Annotated in this window: 14 protein-coding genes; 8 read left to right on the forward strand and 6 right to left on the reverse strand. The window is 45.1% G+C overall.

What is annotated here, in order from left to right; genetic code table 11:
* Positions 1-8: 8 nt before the first annotated feature.
* A complete protein-coding gene (locus tag VIC_RS16730; protein WP_006961252.1) occupies positions 9-1,361 on the reverse strand; it encodes an alpha-amylase family protein in 1,353 nt (450 codons plus the stop codon).
* A gap of 208 nt (positions 1,362-1,569) precedes the next feature.
* Between VIC_RS16730 and VIC_RS16735 the strand changes: the two genes are divergently transcribed.
* The gene (locus VIC_RS16735) at positions 1,570-2,226 is read left to right on the forward strand and encodes a DsbA family oxidoreductase (RefSeq protein WP_039952134.1); all 657 of its coding nucleotides are present in this window, start codon (positions 1,570-1,572) and stop codon (positions 2,224-2,226) included.
* Between the two features lie 2 nt (positions 2,227-2,228).
* Here VIC_RS16735 and VIC_RS16740 read toward each other — a convergent pair whose 3' ends face one another.
* Positions 2,229-3,131 (reverse strand): DUF808 domain-containing protein, encoded by a 903-nt coding sequence (locus tag VIC_RS16740; protein WP_006961254.1) that lies wholly within the window; start codon positions 3,129-3,131, stop codon positions 2,229-2,231.
* 187 nt (positions 3,132-3,318) lie between these two features.
* Between VIC_RS16740 and VIC_RS16745 the strand changes: the two genes are divergently transcribed.
* Positions 3,319-4,239, forward strand: coding sequence for a M14 family metallopeptidase (locus VIC_RS16745; protein ID WP_006961255.1), 921 nt, complete (start codon positions 3,319-3,321; stop codon positions 4,237-4,239).
* Here the strand turns inward: VIC_RS16745 and VIC_RS16750 are convergent.
* The gene (locus tag VIC_RS16750) at positions 4,234-5,022 is read right to left on the reverse strand and encodes an AraC family transcriptional regulator (protein ID WP_039952136.1); all 789 of its coding nucleotides are present in this window, start codon (positions 5,020-5,022) and stop codon (positions 4,234-4,236) included. The two genes, VIC_RS16745 and VIC_RS16750, sit on opposite strands and share 6 nt — an antisense overlap.
* A gap of 99 nt (positions 5,023-5,121) precedes the next feature.
* Here VIC_RS16750 and VIC_RS16755 point away from each other — a divergent pair, with 99 nt between their 5' ends.
* The 4 genes from VIC_RS16755 to VIC_RS16770 all read left to right on the forward strand — a co-directional run bounded on the left by VIC_RS16755 (position 5,122) and on the right by VIC_RS16770 (position 8,792).
* Positions 5,122-6,021, forward strand: a complete 900-nt coding sequence (locus VIC_RS16755; RefSeq protein WP_006961257.1) for a DMT family transporter — start codon at positions 5,122-5,124, stop codon at positions 6,019-6,021.
* 90 nt (positions 6,022-6,111) lie between these two features.
* A complete protein-coding gene (locus VIC_RS16760; protein ID WP_006961258.1) occupies positions 6,112-7,023 on the forward strand; it encodes a sensor domain-containing diguanylate cyclase in 912 nt (303 codons plus the stop codon).
* A 135-nt stretch (positions 7,024-7,158) separates the two neighbouring features.
* Positions 7,159-7,923 carry a DeoR/GlpR family transcriptional regulator gene (locus VIC_RS16765; protein WP_006961259.1) on the forward strand — a complete coding sequence of 255 codons (765 nt, stop codon included), beginning with the start codon at positions 7,159-7,161 and terminating at the stop codon, positions 7,921-7,923.
* A gap of 146 nt (positions 7,924-8,069) precedes the next feature.
* Entirely contained in the window at positions 8,070-8,792 is a 723-nt protein-coding gene (locus tag VIC_RS16770; RefSeq protein WP_006961260.1) for a helix-turn-helix transcriptional regulator, read from the forward strand.
* Between the two features lie 300 nt (positions 8,793-9,092).
* Here the strand turns inward: VIC_RS16770 and VIC_RS16775 are convergent, their stop codons facing one another.
* A complete protein-coding gene (locus tag VIC_RS16775; protein WP_006961261.1) occupies positions 9,093-10,910 on the reverse strand; it encodes a hybrid-cluster NAD(P)-dependent oxidoreductase in 1,818 nt (605 codons plus the stop codon).
* Between the two features lie 494 nt (positions 10,911-11,404).
* On the opposite strand from VIC_RS16775, the gene pyrC reads away from it, so the two are divergent.
* Complete coding sequence (gene pyrC, locus VIC_RS16780) at positions 11,405-12,433, forward strand: dihydroorotase (protein WP_006961262.1); 1,029 nt, start codon at positions 11,405-11,407, stop codon at positions 12,431-12,433.
* Between the two features lie 52 nt (positions 12,434-12,485).
* Here the strand turns inward: pyrC and VIC_RS16785 are convergent, their stop codons facing one another.
* Together VIC_RS16785 and VIC_RS16790 are read right to left on the reverse strand one after the other, a co-directional pair.
* Positions 12,486-13,940 carry a PepSY-associated TM helix domain-containing protein gene (locus VIC_RS16785; protein ID WP_006961263.1) on the reverse strand — a complete coding sequence of 485 codons (1,455 nt, stop codon included), beginning with the start codon at positions 13,938-13,940 and terminating at the stop codon, positions 12,486-12,488.
* A 129-nt stretch (positions 13,941-14,069) separates the two neighbouring features.
* Positions 14,070-14,423, reverse strand: coding sequence for a hypothetical protein (locus tag VIC_RS16790; RefSeq protein ID WP_021456747.1), 354 nt, complete (start codon positions 14,421-14,423; stop codon positions 14,070-14,072).
* A gap of 340 nt (positions 14,424-14,763) precedes the next feature.
* On the opposite strand from VIC_RS16790, the gene uhpT reads away from it, so the two are divergent.
* Positions 14,764-16,155, forward strand: coding sequence for a hexose-6-phosphate:phosphate antiporter (uhpT, locus tag VIC_RS16795; RefSeq protein WP_006961265.1), 1,392 nt, complete (start codon positions 14,764-14,766; stop codon positions 16,153-16,155).
* Positions 16,156-16,162 lie beyond the last annotated feature (7 nt).

Here is a 16,162-nt window from a genome sequence, read left to right on the forward strand (position 1 = left end):
GGGCTTTTTTATTCCGCCACCAGCATCAAACTTTCCTCTCCGGGCACTGTGAGGTTTAGCGTCCCCTTCTGAGCTTGATGCTTCTCACAGGAAAGCAAATCTAACCATTCACCACTTACTGCTATTTGTACTTTCTGCGAACGTTTCGATTTATTGATCACCACTATACCTTCCTTTCCTCGAGCGAATATCAGTAAGTCTTCCGATGCCTCAATAACCTGCATCGTTTTACCATGCATTAAGTTATAAAAACGGATACGAGCAATCATTCGCTCATCGTTCCAAGCATCTACCCAGCGCGGCTTTCCATCCACTCCAGTCAAACCACTAGTATCAAGATCGGTATAAACCAATGGAACGCCACCATCTCTACCTAAGATGTAGCTGTACGCTAACCATTCTGTTTTGTCTGGCATCACTAAATTAGCAAACACATCGTTGTTAGGTATGTCGTGAGTGATTGCAAAAGTAATGGCTCGATTCTCAGAAAGTGCTTGGCCGAAACAATAAGGGTTGACCAAGCTCTTGAGACTTCCTTTGGCTTCAAATGCATCAAACATAGTCTGAAATAGAGGAAAATCATACGCGCCCAAACGTGTTTCAGCCAAAAACGGTTCAAGAAAAATGTCATACTCGGGCTTGGTAGCTCCACCGTCTGTGATGATTTCACCAAAGATATGAATACCTTCACAGATATCTTTGCTCCAAACCTTCTGCAAATGCTCTAGTGTCATGTGCTTAGCCGCATCGATTCGAAACCCTTTCACACCCAGTGCTTTCAGCGCCTTCAGGTAATGCTGTTGTTGTTCAACGACGCGTTTATGCACTCGCAGAGTTGGCAATCCCGGATCCGTTGGACCACCGGTAATGCGACCGTTTTGCACCTGCCACTTGTCTTGCCAATCTTCAATACCGAACGCTTCAACAAAATCATCCTCAATAAATAGAGGTTTGCTGAGATCGCCGAATAGTTTTATCTCTTCGTAGTAATCAGAGTCGCTTTGGTAGGATTCCAGAACGTCTTTCGCTGGATATTGAAGATCCAACCGTTGATGAGATTCGTTCGCCATGTGGTTAAACACCACATCCGCATACACATAGATAGAACGCTGATTCAGAACGTCGATCATGCGTGTAAAGTCTTGTGTGTTGCCCAACTGGTTATCAATTACACGATAATCTTGTGGCTGATAACGCTGCCACCACTTTGTACCTTGTGCTTGTTTTAAAGACTTCATTGGAGGAGAAACCAGCACAGATTTATAACCCGCCGCAACAATCTCATCAGCGCGTTGAGCAACTAATGCATACGGCCAGTCGAAGGCATGAAGAATGACGTTGGCTGTCTTAAAAGCGGTCATGTCATGTTCCTTAAATTCAATTTCCATAATCATCTGTTCATCCACAGATGAAGAGTTGAAACAATTATAATCACCCAAGACTTTTTTTCTTCACCCCTAGAAAGCGGAATGGGTGTAGTAGTTCTAAGGCGTAGAATTTGAACTATTTATAAATTTAATTATCCTCACTCGCTATAATGAAATATGAAGCAAGAAAAAGGCGTCAATCATGAAGAGTGTCCGCATAGACATAGTGTCAGATGTAGTTTGCCCGTGGTGTATCATAGGATACAAACGACTGGAGCAAGCTTTGATGACGCTATCAGACAGCATTGAGGCTGAAATACATTGGCATCCATTCGAATTGAACCCCGCAATGAAGCAAGAAGGCCAGAACCTCCGTGAACACTTAGCGGAGAAATACGGTACGTCACTAGAAGCTAGTATATCGGCTCGTCAAACTATCGCCTCGCTAGGTGAAGAACTCGGTTTTGAATTTAATTTCACCGATGAAATGCGCATCTACAACACACGTAAAGCCCACCAGCTTCTATTGTGGTCACAATCGCAGGATTTGCAGCTTGATCTCGAAATAGCCATGTTCCATGCATATTTTACCGATGGTAAAGACGTCAGTGACGAGAATGTGTTACTCGATATAGCAGAGTCATTTGGACTAGATCGAGAAACCTGTCAGGCTGTTCTGGAAGACAGCAGTTGGGAAGAGACGGTCGCCTCCACGGAACAACAGTGGCTAGAAGCTGGGATCAATGCGGTGCCTGCTATCATTATTGACCGCAAGCACCTGATTTCTGGCGCTCAGAATAGTGATATTTTGGTTGAAGCGCTAAGAGAAATCACTCATCAAAAGAGCGATATAGACTAAAACTAGCTGTGTTGGCGAATCTTACCGATAACACCCCAAGCCAGTACAATCAACACACCAGCTACAACGCCAATTAGACCGTTTAGTATCGATGGAAACAAGGCTTTCGCCAGCGTCAGGTTGGGTAGGTTTAGTAAAACTGGCTCAATCCAGTGGTGGATCGCTGGAACATTGTGTACCACTATGCCACCACCGACTAAAAACATGGCCGCTGTACCGACGACCGCGAGAAATTTCATTAACTTTGGTGCGAACACAATTAAACCTTTACCGATTGACGCCCTGATACCCTGCCCTTTTGAAATACGATTGAGATAAAAACCGAGATCATCCAGCTTAACAATGGCAGCAACTAAGCCATAAACACCGATTGTCATTAAGACTGCAATCAGGCTGACAACAATAATTTGCGTCAACATGGAGTGACCTTGAACGGTGCCGAGTGCAATCACAATGATTTCAGCGGATAAGATAAAGTCGGTGCGAATCGCACCAGCAACTTTCCTCTTCTCATAATCCTCAATGGAGCCTGTCGGTTCCTCCTCTTCGACTTCTATTTCTTCACCTGAATGGAACAACTTCTCCACTAGCTTTTCAGCACCTTCAAAACACAGAAACAATCCACCGAGTAGCAACAAAGGCATAATCAACCACGGCGCGAGTGAGCTCATTAATAATGCCGCAGGTACCAAAATTAATTTGTTGCGAAAAGAACCTTTAGCAACGCTCCAAACGATAGGGATTTCACGTTCCGCCGCCACACCAGAGACCTGCTGCGCATTAAGCGCTAAATCGTCACCCAGCACGCCAGCAGTTTTCTTTGCTGCGACTTTGGACATCAAAGCGACATCATCCAACACCGTAGCGATATCATCTAACAGGGTTAACAGACTCGCACCCGCCATTTGTTTTCTCTTAGAAATAAGACATGTAACCAAATGTAACATTGACCACATCGAACTTAAACCGAATTCTCGTCAGTAATGCGTCAATAACAACACTCCGGTTATTGGCTGAACTTATATTGATTGCTTCCCCAAAATGGGCGTTTTATGCTGTTGCGCACATCTCATAACAAACATAGGCAAAGTAATGCACAGCTCTTACTCTTACCCTATCGGAACACCTGGTCAAAAATGGCAAGACGCCGAGCGACTAGCCTGGCGCGAACAAACCACCATCAAACGTGAATACCAACAAGAAGTGGTTCCAAAGATTCAAGCCCTACAAGAAAGGTTCGATATCGAACAGTATGGTGCGCTGTCCTACGACCCAAGCCGCTACCCACTTTTTTGCATTAAAAGTAAGAATTGGGACAGTGCAAAACCCGTTGTTCTGGTGACAGGCGGTGTTCATGGCTACGAGACCAGCGGCGTTCATGGTGCACTCAAATTTGCTGACACTCAGATGGAAAAATACGCTGAGCACTTCAACATCATCGTCGCCCCATGTGTCAGCCCATGGGGTTACGAGACGATCAATCGCTGGAACCCGCTAGCGATTGACCCGAACCGCTCTTTCTATGAAAACAGCCCAGCAGAAGAATCCGCCAATCTAAGAGCACTTGTGGCATCAATAGGACAAGAAGTACTGGTTCATATTGATTTGCATGAAACTACAGACACGGATGAAACCGAGTTCAGACCTGCTCTGGCTGCCCGTGATGGCATTGAGTATATCGAAGGTATGATTCCTGATGGCTTCTACACGGTAGGTGATACTGAAAACCCTCAACCTGAGTTTCAGGCAGCGGTGATTGAGTCAGTTAGAAAAGTGACTCATATTGCTCCTGCTGATGAAAAAGGCGAAATCATCGGTTCAGCCGTTGTACAGGATGGCGTCATCAATTATCCGATGGTAAAACTTGGCCTGTGTGGCGGTGTAACCAACTGCACTTACGGCACCACTACTGAAGTCTACCCTGATAGTCCTAAAGTAACCGACGAAGAGTGTAACGATGCTCAAGTTGCGGCCATCGTAGGCGGGTTGGATTTCGTAATCAAAAAGCTATAACAGCTTACTCTTATACTGCTCCGGGGTCTGCCCGGAGTATTTCTTGAACATCGCGATAAACGGACTGGCTTGGTTGTAGCCTAACGTCAAAGCGACTTCTTTCACCGAATGACCCTTTCTCAGTAAATCCATTGAGTATAAATAGCGTACTCTCAGCCTCCACTCAGTAAAGCTCATCCCTAACTCAGACTGACAGTGCCTTGCCAAGGTGCGCTCTGTGGTATGTACCTTCTCAGCCCACTCGGATAGGCTGGTATTATCAATCGGGTTTTCTTCTACTTCGGCCAATATTCTTGCTAGGTATTTATTATCTGAAGATGGCAGAAAATGATGCTGAGTATCTCGTGTCGCCAGTTGATCCAATAAAACCTGTACTAAGCGTTTATCTTGCTCTGTTTGCGCCACATTGATCCCTCGCTGGCGAAAATCATCGATGATTGAGGACACAATAGGCGTAATTTTGATCAAACTGGTACAGTCGGGAAAGTGCGTGGTCAGATCTTGTGCTACGTTCAGTGAACAATACGACAGTGGTTTGCGATTGTAGCTGGTATGCATAACACCTGCGGGCACCCAGATAGCGAGATGCGGCGGCGCAAGAAATCGAGTGCCTTCCGCTTCCATTTCCAGAATACCACCACTAATCAGCTGAACTTGGCCCCACGGATGACTATGCATTCTCGTTTCCGTGTTCGATAGGAACGCTTCAAAATTCATAAACACATCTGATGGTGCCTTATCGATTGATAAGGAAGGATGAAGGTGTTTGACCGATTTTCTCAAATTTGTCTTCCTATCGCGTTCGATGTCTTTTAAGAGATATCTACAATCATACAGACCTGTCAAACTCACTTCCACTGTTCACTTTGAGATTGAGATCACATGATCTACTTACTTCCACTTTTTACTGTCTTTATCTGGGGAGGCAATGCCATCATCAACAAAATGGCCGCTTCAGTAATTGAACCCAGTGCAATGAGCTTCTTTCGGTGGTTTTTTGCCATGTTGGTACTCACCCCTTTCTGCTTACCTCAGGTCATCAAACAGTGGACTGTAATCAAGCCTCACTTGAACAAACTAGCCTTCCTCGCTTTACTTGGCATGGTATTAAATCAATCTCTGGGGTACTACGCCGGCGTAACCACCACGGCTTCCAACATGGCGTTAATCACCTCACTGGTTCCGCTCCTTAGTGTATTTATGAGCGTACCGCTCCTCGGAAAAAGCATCTCACCGCTCAGTATTATCGGTGGCATTATCTCTCTGGCTGGTCTCTCTTTCATGCTAGGACAAGGAGATATGGTTTTCTTCCTCCACCAAAGTGTCACTGAAGGCGACGCCCTGATGGTATTGGCAGCCATTTGCTACGCCACATATTGTGTGCTTATAAAGCGCTGGAAAATGCCTTTGTCTAACTGGATACTCATCTATATGCAAGGGCTGTTCGCTGTACTCATACTGACTCCACTTTGGCTATCGAGTGAGCATTTAGCCCCAACGCCAGGTTCTGTTTCTCTGATTGCTTATGCATCCTTGGCTGGCTCTCTCCTCGCGCCTTGGATGTGGGTCAAAGCGATTGATGCTATAGGTGCAGATTCGAGTGCGATGTTCATGAACCTGCTTCCTGTTGTAGCGGTGGCTCTGGCAGCAACTTTACTGGGAGAGAACATTGAGGGTTACCACGTCATGGGCGGAATTATGGTGATCTCTGGTGTCATACTCTCACAAATAAAACGTGTGCGAAGAACGGATGAAAGTCTGCAAAATGTTAAGCAGGTATAGGTGGAGTCCGGCAAAAGAGTATATGTTTATATTAAACAACATCAATAAGACGTCAGAATAAGGCTAGACCTCACACTACAGGGAGGTCTTATGATCGAATTGGAGCATATTGAAGAGATATACGAAGATAATAAGTTTGCACTACATGAAGAAGTACTCAATGAAATCGGCTCTTACGTCTTCGTTAAGAATCGCAAAGGAGAGTACCTCTACGCGAATCAACTCACTCTAGAACTGTTTAAAACCGATCTTGAGTCACTAAAAGGCAAAACTGACTACGACTACTTTCAGCCCGATCTTCTCAAAGATATTCTCCACACCGACCAATCTGTGTTCGAAACTGGTGAAACGGTGATCAATGAAGAACACGCTCGAGCTATTCCAGATGGCAAGTTAAGAGTTTACAGAGCTATTAAAAAGCCGATCATCAGCTCTGTAACTAACGAAGTTATTGGCTTGATCGGTGTTTCAACAGATATTACTGACATTGTTGAAATGCGTGAAAAGTTGGCTGAGCTGGCCAATACCGACGATCTTACTAAGTTGTACAATCGCCGGAAGTTGTGGCGCCAATTCTCAGAAGAGTTTGCTCATGCTCAAACCCACGATCTATCTCTTTCTTGCATCGTGATTGATATCGACCATTTCAAGCATATTAACGATACCTTCGGCCATGACCATGGTGACGAGGTCATCGTACAGTTGGCAGATATTGCTCGCTCTCATATACGTTCAACCGATTCCTGCGGGCGAATCGGCGGGGAAGAGTTCCTCATCGTTCTGCATCAAACGAACGCAGAGCAAGCACTCCAGATCGCCGAACGCCTGCGTTGTGACTTTTATTCTTTTCCCTTTTTTACTGACAACAACAATTTCAGCATCAGTTGCGGAGTCACCGAATTAACAGAAAAAGATAAGGATTTTTTTGATTTGTACCGTCGTGCTGATAAAGCGCTCTATGTATCGAAAAACAAAGGACGCAATCGCAGCCAGAAGCTCTAACCCTAATGATTAATGCTCGTTTATGTGAACATTTTCTTAAAACGAACTTTAACCAGCCAGTTTCGCTCACAAATCATTGCTTTGCCTCACGCAAACCGTAGAATTACTCCATTCCAACAGACAAGGACATTGTTAGTGAAAGCCATTAAGCGTCACCAGGAAATTATTGAACTGGTGCAAACTCAAGGTTTTGTCAGTACTGACGAATTGGTTGAACGATTTAACGTGAGCCCACAGACGATTCGTCGTGACCTCAATGAGCTAGCTGATGACAACAAGATTCGCCGCAACCACGGTGGAGCGACTATCACATCTAGTGCAGAGAACTCCTCGTATCAGACTCGCCAGATTTCCTATCAAAAGGAAAAAGGCCAGATCGCGCTGGAATTGGTCAAGCACATTCCAGATGGCGCGACTTTGTTCATTGATATCGGAACATCTCCAGAAGCCGTCGCAAGAGCACTACTAGGCAAACATCAGAATCTGCGTATCGTAACCAACAACATTAATGTCGCGACTATTTTGATGTCGAAGCCCGACTTCAAAGTGATCTTGGCAGGTGGAGAGGTTCGTGGCAAAGATGGCGGCGTCACTGGTGAAGCGACATTAGATTTTATTTCTCAATTCCGTCTCGATTTCGGCATTCTGGGTATTTCAGGGATCGATTATGACGGCTCACTGCTCGACTTTGACTATCATGAAGTTCGCGTCAAACGCGCCATCATAGAAAACAGTCGCTCCGTCTTCCTCGGTGTTGACCACAGTAAATTTGGTCGCAATGCTATGGTAAAACTTGGCACTATCGCTGACGTCGATCTAATTATTACTGATAGAAAACCACCTAAAGAAATTGAATCTTACGCAAAAGAAAATGACACCGTTCTTCAGGTGGTAAAATAGGAAAAGGCGCCATTGGGCGCCTTTTTCTATTTCGACTTATCAGTATGTTCAAAAATCCTTCAATCTCACTTTTAACATGAGAAAAATATTACATAACCCGATTGTAATTTGTTATAAGTAATAAAAAGTCGCGTTTATGGCACTCAATGAAAGAAATTTTACGTCTGATAGATGACTACCAAACCATTGATTCTATTGAATCAATGGGAAGGTTGCTTGAGCAGTTAAACCATATAGTTAACAGTGAGTATTTTGTACTTGGTGTATCGTTTGACCCGCATATTAAAAATGGTCGTTTTATCGTCGTAGACAACTTCCCCGCCGATTGCCGAGAAGATTCATGTAATTTGGGGCTGATGTACGTAGATCCTATTTGCAAGTTTGGCGCATCAAACTGTATGCCCAGTGTCTGGGAATCTTCCAAACAAATAGACATCCACAGTCAGGAGCTTTTTTCTTTGTCCCATATCCAGGGGATTGAACAAGGAATCAGCATTCCAATCCATGGATTAAATGGTGAAGTGGGTATGCTCAGTTTCGCGACATCAGATGTTATTGCCTACCCTACCCACACCGACGTATTGCTATTTGCTCAACTGATTGTTCCTCTTATTGTGCAAAACCTTTCGCGTTTATCTCACGCATCGCAGACCGAACATTCGCAAGCCATGCTGACTAACAGAGAGATTCAATGCCTAACTTGGGCGGCTGATGGAAAGAGCGCTTCTGAGATAGCTGATATTGTCGATTGCACTGAAAGAACCGTAAAATTCCATCTCAGTAATGCCTGTAAGAAGCTCGGAGCAACCAATCGCTGCCAAGCAGTGACGAGAGCGCTATTAGGTGGGCATATTAAACCGTACCAGTAACAGAAAATAGTATTTCTCAATTTCAACACAAATAATCGAAGTTAATTTGATTAGTTATGTCTATATTTTCTGCTTTAATCTACCAAATCGTATCAATTTTAACACAAAACCTGTCCGATCGGACAGTTACACTATCCTATTGTTTTTAATATCATTATGCGACTGAGTTACGACACGTCAGTTGGCTCAGACTGATGAATACGTCCTAAATACAAATTAAACAAAGTATTCACACTAAAAAAAGCCCCAGACCTTTGGTCTGGGGCTTTTACCTTTCAGATGACTTGTCCTAAGTTGTGTTTAATTCATCACTTCGATATCAGTTTCAGGGACACAACAACAAGCTAGAGCAATACCCATGTTCATTTCATGATCTTGTAATCCTGGTACATCTGGTTGGTGAACTTTTCCTGATTCAACCGTCACCTTACATGCACCACACAAACCAGCGCGGCAACTGTGCGCAATCGGAATACCTGCGTCCTCAGCTTGTTCCAACAGTGGCTTTTGGTTATTACCGACAAACGGTTGGCCGTTAACACTGATCTGTACTTCTTTAAAAGGTTGTGTACTGGTTTGCGAAACACCAAATGCTTCTTGGTGGTAACACTCTTCTGGCAGGCCTTTCTTCAACAAAAGATTCTTAGCTTTCTGCATAAAACCATCAGGCCCACATACGAACACCTGACGCTGTTCAAGATTTTCAATCTGTTTTAGGTGTGCGGTCGTTAAACGCCCTTTTAAACCAAACCAGTCGATAGGTGGCTGAGACAACGAAATCAGCACTCTCAAGCCAGGGTGTTTACGTTTGTAGGTATCTAACTCTTCTTTACAAGGTATATCTTCTACACTGCGGCACTGATGGTAAAAGATAACATCATCCGCTTGATCGTAATCAGATAAGTATCTCAGCATCGACAGCATTGGTGTCACGCCACTTCCCGCAGACAAAAGTAAAATGGGTTGGTCGTGTTTATCTCCAAGATGGAAACTGCCATCAGGGTTTTCGCAAGCTAACGTATCGCCGACTTTCAGATTGTCGTTGAGCCAGTTGGATACTCGCCCGCCGTCAATACGTTTGACAGAAATAGCCAACCGTCCAGGCCTTGAGGGACTAGAAGAAAGCGTATAACGACGCGCAACTTTTTCACCATCAATATCCAATGAAATCGGTAAGTGCTGGCCAGGTAGATAGACAGGAGCGGTGCCGTGTTCTGGTTCTAACCAAAATGTCACAAAGTCACGAGCAATCTCTTCACGTTCAACACACGTCATCACCAATTGTGCCGGAGTGTTGTCTGGATAAAATTCTTTCTCTTTGTATTCGAGAACTTCAACAACGTCTCCCTGACGAACCATGCCTTCGTTCTTAGCGACTAGATTTTGACCGAAGAAAACGCCACCTCGCTCGTTCGCGCGAAACTGAGACAGTGTGTTGAGTGGCTCTTTGCTTGGCCTGAATTCACCTTTATCGACATCAACCGTTGTCAGGATGCAGCGTTCACACGCTTTAACCGCTTCAAACTCCACTTCCCCAATACGGATTCGCTTCCAGCTGTCTTCCTCAAACGCCTCAGTCGTAGAAACAATCAGGTTGGCACGGAATTGGTCCATAGAGTGGTGTTCAGGGCTGCGACGGTTGAGCTCATCCAAAGAACCCTGACCAATCACAAGCATTGGGTAACCGTCGGCAAAACTGACGTTGTGCCCAACTTTCTCTCGCACACGGTTCGATTGTTCACCTGAAAACAACAACTCTACTCTCTGTTGTAAGACATCGCTGAACCAGTCGTCCGCTTCGTCCGTTGTGGTATACGCGGTGAAATTATCTTTCCATACCTGAGCAGGGGCTTCCTGCATTTTAAAATCTGAGTACTTTAAGCGAAGCGGCGGTTTGCCTTCAGCAACAAAAATTAAACCGTCTGGCGTCAAGCTTGACTGAACTTTAACCATATGCGGATACTTACGTGCCGTCACCATAGATCCATCGGACAAAGCAAGCATAAAGCGACGGTCAAACATCAGGCCTTGCTTTTCTACCCAAGCAGAAGATTGACTGATACCGCCTAAGGATTTAACTGGGAAAACGTTGATTTGAGAAAGAGTTGGAGATGACATTGCTAATCCTGAGCTTTGTTATTTGCTGCGATTATACCCGACTCTCTAACGAGATGTTTCATGAAGATGTCAGTTCCAATCATAAAATTCACTTCAAACTTTGTGAATCCGATAATTAACTCGAAACCTCATCATAAAGCGTATCGAAATATGTCTTTGTCTTGAAAACTGTTAACACCCTCCCCCCTTATGTAAGAATCCATTAAATTAACTTGTTCTAATATTCCAGCTCGCTAGTATGGATTTACCGCATTATCCCAGGTGCGGTACTCCAAACATTGTTGTGTTGTATAACGGAATATGAAAATCCGATATTTCAGGGTTAACGGATTAGCCCTTTTCTTTCATCCAACCCACTTCAAAAGTAAAAAACAGATGCATTAAAAGGCACTTTGCACTATCATCCTGTCGCCTAAGCGTAAGCGTTTGCCTTCACAGTTTTCGTTGATGCTTAGGCTCCAATCAGACAACTTATTATTATGGTGGGAGCAATAATGACAACACTTACGATCACTCGTCCTGACGACTGGCATGTTCACTTACGCGATGGTGATGTTCTAACAGATACCGTCCGCGACATCAGCCGCTACAATGGTCGAGCGCTAATCATGCCAAACACAGTCCCACCAGTTACCGACACTGAAATGGCACTCGCTTATCGTGAGCGCATCATGGCAGAAAAACCAAGCGAACAATTTGAGCCCTTGATGGCGTTGTATCTGACGGATAACACTTCACCCGATGAAATTCGCAAAGCGAAAGCTTCAGGCAAAGTGGTGGCAGCCAAGCTCTACCCTGCTGGCGCAACAACCAACTCTGACTCTGGTGTGACTTCTGCTAAAAACATCTACCATGTGCTTGAAGCAATGCAGGAAGTCGGCATGCTGCTTCTGGTCCACGGCGAAGTGACGACTCATGATGTCGATATTTTTGACCGTGAGAAAGAGTTTCTAGATACGGTTTTAGCGCCCATCGTCAATGATTTTCCAGAATTGAAGATCGTACTTGAGCACATCACAACGGCGGATGCGGCAACTTTTGTTAAAAACGCCAACGATAATGTTGCGGCAACTATCACAGCTCACCACCTGTTATACAACCGCAACCACATGTTGGTTGGTGGAATTAAACCTCACTTCTATTGCCTGCCGATTCTTAAGCGCAACACCCACCAAAAAGCGCTGATTGAAGCTGCAACCAGCGGTAGCAAGAAGTTTTTCCTAGGTACAGATTCCGCTCCGCATGCAAAAGGTATGAAGGAAGCAGCGTGTGGCTGCGCTGGTTCATATACTGCTCACGCAGCCTTAGAGCTTTATGCAGAAGTGTTTGAGCTTGAGGGTAAGTTAGAGAACCTTGAAGCATTTGCGAGCCACAATGGCCCAGACTTCTATGGTCTGCCGCGTAACTCAGATACCGTGACGCTCACTAAAGAAGAATGGGCAGTTGCAGAATCAATGCCATTTGGTCAGGACATTGTCGTGCCAATTCGCGCTGGTGAGACCATCGACTGGTCAGTAAAATAGCAGAACCATACGTGAATCAGGCCACCAATAGGTGGCCTTTTTTGTTGTTGTACTAGGCTGCTGACGTTTCCATTTTCTGCCGGAAAACAAACCAATCAATCACACCAAAGAGCACGATAGTCACCGCTGCTAGCGGGAAAAAGACTGCAACCATAGCGAGTGTAATTGCACCCACCTTCCAGATACCATCACTTTCAAAGCGAGGCGGAATACCGACTCGAGTCTTGCCTGACGGCCTTCTGATCCACCACATCACAATACCAGTAATGGAAATAACGATGAACGCCACACAAAACAAAACATTGAGTATCTTGTTAACCACGCTGACATCCCCTTGGTGCAAAGACACTCCTGCTGCCATAAATTTAGCGAACAAACTGTAGTCTTCCCATGTCACATCCACCAACACTTCACCTGTGTACTGGTCTATGTGAGTGGTTTTATCTTTTCTCGGGTCGCTAATGTCACCCGCCATAGAATTCGCTGCTAACGTATACACACCCGTTTCAGACTGAGGTAAAAAGAGATTAAACTGAGTAAAACCAAGGCGCTGGGCTTGCTCGACTATCGAATCGATACCAATACTCTGACTGATATCATACGAGCTATGTTCATGATGAGCATGATCTTCGCTGCCATGAACATGCCCCGCAGATTCAGGTAACGGAGCCTGTTCTAAGTTCCATGGCATTTCTTCCTCACTGCCGTGATTGAGATCAGCGTGAGTCAGCTGTGACTCTGGCTTATCACCCCAAGTATAGTAAGTGGGAAATGTATTCCACGTCTGAACCATCTTGCTACCCCAAACGCCAGCCCAAGCCAAACCTGAAATGACGAAAAACAGTAACACAACGGACAATACTCCCCCCAAGTTCGCGTGCAGATCGCGCATCAAGATACGTGTGCCCGATGTAACGCGCACTTTCAGAAATCCTGCTTTGCTTGCGTTGTCCCTTGGTAACCACAAATAGATACCCGTCACCAACAGTAAGATACTCAAGCTAGCAGAGACTTCGATTAAGTAATCACCCCATTGGCCAATCAACAAGGTTCCGTGGATTTCATTCGCAAGCTGATACCAGCTGTCACTGCGATCTATTTCACCTAATACCTGACCACTATAGGGATTCACGGTGACAAACACCGAAGTGCCATCCTCCAGACGCACACTGAACTTATTGACCAGGTTGGCTTCAGCGGCAGGGATATACTGAGTAACCTGCCCAGATGGGTAACTAGCTTGAACGCTCTCTAGTTGCTGCGAGACCGGAACTTTTGAAGATTCAGGCATGACAACCAATTCATCTTGGTATCGGGCTTGTTCGATTTCATCATCAAACAGCATGACAAGCCCTGTCAGGCTGAGCATAAGCATAAATGGGATGACATAAAGGCCAGCATAAAAATGCCAGCGCCACGTCATGAAGTAGCGTGATTTGGTTCGAGCCTTCTCTGAAGATAGGCGTGAAGATTCCTTAGGTGAAGTCTGAGTTTGACTACCCAACATTACAATTTCCTTTTTATTGCGCGCAGCAAAGCCCTTCGGATTCAACCCGAATTGATCGTTCAATGGTGTTTGCTGAGCGTAGACTTTACAGTGAGGCGCTATGCCTTATTTAATAATTTTATTTTTATATCAAGCAATAGACAGGGGTGGCGCACGTGGGAGTGCAAGCTGATAGCGAACGCTTAGAGCCAAAAAAGCATACGCTTCATCACTCACATACGACTGTCGTGTAAAGTAAGGTGGTGTTGGAAGTGAATCCTGATGGAAAGAGGAAAAGTGACTGAATGGACAAGGCTTGCCGTGCTGAGTTTCCGGTTTACCTTCTTCGACCTGAACCAGCTCGAAACCATTGATGGTACATAACGTAGCCCAAACTCCTGCGTTTGAGCCGTGCGCATTTATGACCGGCATCAGAGAAACGAGCAGCCAACTCAGGGCACTCGCCAATAACATCGTCCGGTTAAAATTCGTTGCGCGTAACATGATCACTCTCGATTTGTTAGCTGTAACTATATAACGTGAAGTTAACAAACTCAGCCAGTTGTGCTGCAAAACATTAGCTTAGTCATAACTTTTCTACAAAAAGAACAATAACTAACCGAAACGAGTCCAATCAATCATGTGACACTATTCACGAAACACTCACTAGCCAATTCGATCTAGGAAATTTTCCTAGTCCACCTAGGAGCATCTCTCAAGCCACAACGCACCGCGATGAATACACTTAGCGCCATCGATTTACTCCTGACTGCCTGTCAGCTAAATCAACCGAATTTTTTATTTGCTTTGCCCAACGGGCTAAGCTGGGCTCTAAGGATTCACTATGTTGAAATTTCTAGAACAAGTGCGCAAACCAACACTGGACCTGCCAGTCGAAGTTCGCCGAAAAATGTGGTTCAAACCCTTCTTGCAATCTTACTTGGTTGTATTCATCGGCTATATGACCATGTACCTGATTCGTAAGAACTTCAATATCGCTCAGAACGATATGATCTCTACTTACGGTCTATCAATGACTGAACTAGGTATGATTGGCCTTGGCTTTTCGATTACTTACGGCATTGGTAAAACTGTGGTGTCTTATTATGCCGACGGCAAAAACACCAAGCAGTTTCTGCCATTCATGCTGATCCTTTCGGGCCTTGCCATGCTGGGTTTCAGTATGAGCATGGGAGGCGGTAGCATCAGCCTATTCCTCATGGTTGCGTTTTACGCGTTAAGTGGTTTCTTCCAGAGTACGGGCGGCCCTTCTAGCTACTCAACCATCACCAAATGGACACCACGTAACAAGCGCGGCTCATACCTTGGTCTGTGGAACATGTCGCACAACGTTGGTGGTGCGGGCGCTGCAGGTGTCGCTCTATTTGGCGCGAATTACCTATTCGATGGTCACGTGATTGGTATGTTCATCTTCCCATCTATCATCGCTTTGATTGTAGGTTTTATCGGGATGCGTTTTGGTAGCGACTCTCCAGAGGCCTACGGCTTGGGTAAAGTGGAAGAGCTGTTCGATGAAGCTGTCAGTGAAGAAGACAATGCCGCGGAAGAGCAGCAAATGTCTAAGCGAGAAATCTTTGTTGAATATGTACTGAAAAACAAAGTGATCTGGCTACTGTGTTTCGCCAACATTTTCCTTTATATCGTGCGTATTGGTATCGACCAATGGTCAACGGTTTATGCCTACCAAGAGCTTGGTCTATCTAAAGAAGCGGCAATTTCTGGTTTCACCTTATTCGAAGTGGGTGCACTGGTCGGTACATTAATGTGGGGCTACTTGTCAGACTTAGCTAACGGTCGCCGTGCGCTGGTTGCTTGTGTATCACTTGGCTTGATTATTGTGTCACTCGAGTTCTACCAACATGCCACCAGCGAGTTCATGTACCTAGCGTCACTGTTCGTATTAGGCTTCCTTGTATTTGGTCCTCAGTTGCTGATTGGCGTTGCAGCCGTTGGCTTTGTACCGAAGAAAGCCATCAGTGTCGCTGACGGTGTGAAAGGCACATTTGCGTACCTGATCGGTGATAGCTTCGCGAAACTTGGTCTAGGTATGATTGCAGACGGCACGCCTATTTTTGGCCTGACGGGTTGGCAAGGCACTTTTGCTGCGCTGGATACTTCTGCGGCTATCTGTATCGGCTTACTTGCTTTTGTAGCCATCGCTGAAGAGAAGAAGATTCGTAAAGCTAAGAAACAGCTCGCTCAAGTAAACGCTTAATACCCCC

Source organism: Vibrio coralliilyticus ATCC BAA-450 (assembly GCF_000176135.1).
GTDB classification, from domain to species: Bacteria; Pseudomonadota; Gammaproteobacteria; order Enterobacterales; family Vibrionaceae; genus Vibrio; species Vibrio coralliilyticus.

Bases quoted from the DNA above. Each gene is read 5' to 3' on its own strand.
- VIC_RS16730 (WP_006961252.1), bottom strand. From the start codon at position 1,361: ATGACCGCTTTTAAGACAGCCAACGTCATTCTTCATGCCTTCGACTGG.
- VIC_RS16735 (WP_039952134.1), top strand. From the start codon at position 1,570: ATGAAGAGTGTCCGCATAGACATAGTGTCAGATGTAGTTTGCCCGTGG.
- VIC_RS16740 (WP_006961254.1), bottom strand. From the start codon at position 3,131: ATGGCGGGTGCGAGTCTGTTAACCCTGTTAGATGATATCGCTACGGTG.
- VIC_RS16745 (WP_006961255.1), top strand. From the start codon at position 3,319: ATGCACAGCTCTTACTCTTACCCTATCGGAACACCTGGTCAAAAATGG.
- VIC_RS16755 (WP_006961257.1), top strand. From the start codon at position 5,122: ATGATCTACTTACTTCCACTTTTTACTGTCTTTATCTGGGGAGGCAAT.
- VIC_RS16760 (WP_006961258.1), top strand. From the start codon at position 6,112: ATGATCGAATTGGAGCATATTGAAGAGATATACGAAGATAATAAGTTT.
- VIC_RS16770 (WP_006961260.1), top strand. From the start codon at position 8,070: ATGAAAGAAATTTTACGTCTGATAGATGACTACCAAACCATTGATTCT.
- VIC_RS16775 (WP_006961261.1), bottom strand. From the start codon at position 10,910: ATGTCATCTCCAACTCTTTCTCAAATCAACGTTTTCCCAGTTAAATCC.
- pyrC (WP_006961262.1), top strand. From the start codon at position 11,405: ATGACAACACTTACGATCACTCGTCCTGACGACTGGCATGTTCACTTA.
- VIC_RS16785 (WP_006961263.1), bottom strand. From the start codon at position 13,940: ATGTTGGGTAGTCAAACTCAGACTTCACCTAAGGAATCTTCACGCCTA.
- VIC_RS16790 (WP_021456747.1), bottom strand. From the start codon at position 14,423: ATGTTACGCGCAACGAATTTTAACCGGACGATGTTATTGGCGAGTGCC.
- uhpT (WP_006961265.1), top strand. From the start codon at position 14,764: ATGTTGAAATTTCTAGAACAAGTGCGCAAACCAACACTGGACCTGCCA.